Source organism: Bacillus sp. S4 (assembly GCF_040838205.1).
Taxonomy (GTDB): Bacteria; Bacillota; Bacilli; order Bacillales; family Bacillaceae_G; genus Bacillus_A; species Bacillus_A cereus_U.
In genome coordinates, this window is record NZ_JBFPJI010000488.1 from 1 (window position 1) to 1673 (window position 1673).

A 1673-nucleotide genomic window follows, 5' to 3' on the forward strand; every position below is an offset into this window, starting at 1 on the left:
TTATTCTTTCTGTAGAATCATAGGAAAGGATGGCGTTTTTTGTATGTCTATTTCTATATCTGATGAATTACAACTATTTGCTCAAGAGATTCAAAGCTTTTTATCTCCAAATATCTTACGAGATCTTGCTAGAGATGTTGGTTTCGTGCAACGAACCAGTAAATACCAAGCAAAAGATTTAGTCGCTTTATGTGTATGGATGAGTCAAAATATCGCTACGACTTCTTTAACTCAATTATCTAGCTGTTTGGAAGCATCAACAGAAGTGCTCATCAATTCAGAGGGATTGAATCAACGATTTAATCAAGCGGCCGTCCAATTTTTACAACACCTATTAGCTGAACTACTAAACCAAAAATTGACTTTGCATAAGCTTAGCTTGATAGCGATGTGGTACTACCCCATCGCTATCAAGCTCCTTATAGAAGTAACGGGAGAACTTTAATATAATAAGAATTAAAGATAGTTTAAAGGACCAAAAATTAAATATATTAAAGGTGGAAAATGACATGGAAAGAAAGTACCGATTATATCAAATTGATTCATTTACGAAGAAAAAATTATCAGGTAATCCGGCTGGTGTAATAACAAATGCAGATGGTTTATCCTCGGGTGAGATGCAGAGGATTGCTAGAGAGCTTAACAATTCGGAAACGGCATTTATCTTTAAATCAGACAATAGCGAATCTGATGTACATATTCGTTTTTTTACGCCTACTCATGAGGTCCCTATCTGTGGACATGCGACGATTGCTGCCCACTATGCTCGTGCAGTTGAAAATAGTTTAAATACAGTTAAAGTTTATCATAAAACTGGTGCCGGCATTTTACCAGTCGATGTGATTAATGAAGATAATGATTACAAAATTATTATGACGCAGGGTAGTATAAGTTTTGAAACTGTGATTGAAGGTGTAGCTTTAGAGAATATATTTACAGCTTTCAATATTAGTGAAAATGATTTATTAGAAGATTGTCCAGTACAAATCGTTTCAACCGGGCATTCTAAGGTAATGATTGGAATTAAAAATTCGGAACTTCTTAACCAATTAAACCCTAATATGGAGTTACTCACAAAAGTCAGTGGATTAATTAATTGCAATGGTTTCTATGTGTTTACGATGAATGCTCCCGACTCTGATATTTTAATTCATGGAAGAATGTTTGCTCCTGCAATTGGTATTAACGAAGACCCTGTTACAGGTAATGCGAACGGTCCTTTAGGCGCATACTTGATACATCGTAGACTTGTCAAACATGATAATACTTTATTTAGTTTTAAAGCAGTGCAGGGCGAAGCTATAAAACGGGCGGGTATCATTGATGTTCAAGTGAAAATTTGTAATCAGGAGCCAGAGGAAGTAAGAATTGCAGGAAATGCTGTAATCGTATTTAAGTCCGATTTATTACTTGATTAGCAATTCATATGCAAAGTTCGAATCGTAAATGGAGGTCTTTATTAATATGAATTTCAGTCATTGTAAACTGTAAATCATAATAAAGTTATTTCTATGACGGGGAATTTGTGAAATAATACATTCAAACAAAAAGGTGCTTTTGTTAAATAGAATAAATAAGAAAAGTAAACACCCCCAAAACAAAAAAATGAGCTGACCTCTCAAAATAACTAACTGTAGAGAAAGAAAATTTTCATTTAGGGGGTACTTCAAAAT

1 protein-coding gene and 1 pseudogene are annotated in these 1673 nt (G+C 34.1%); both read left to right on the forward strand.

Going from position 1 to position 1673, the window contains the following annotated elements:
• Positions 1-43: 43 nt before the first annotated feature.
• Positions 44-364 (forward strand): annotated as a pseudogene (locus AB3X48_RS21900) (IS4 family transposase); the annotation flags it as partial.
• Positions 365-509: 145 nt separating this feature from the next.
• Positions 510-1418, forward strand: a complete 909-nt coding sequence (locus tag AB3X48_RS21905; protein WP_367959944.1) for a PhzF family isomerase — start codon at positions 510-512, stop codon at positions 1416-1418.
• Positions 1419-1673 lie beyond the last annotated feature (255 nt).

What these genes read in the sequence shown, in the direction of transcription:
- AB3X48_RS21905 (WP_367959944.1), top strand. Translation starts at nt 510, where the DNA reads ATGGAAAGAAAGTACCGATTATATCAAATTGATTCATTTACGAAGAAA.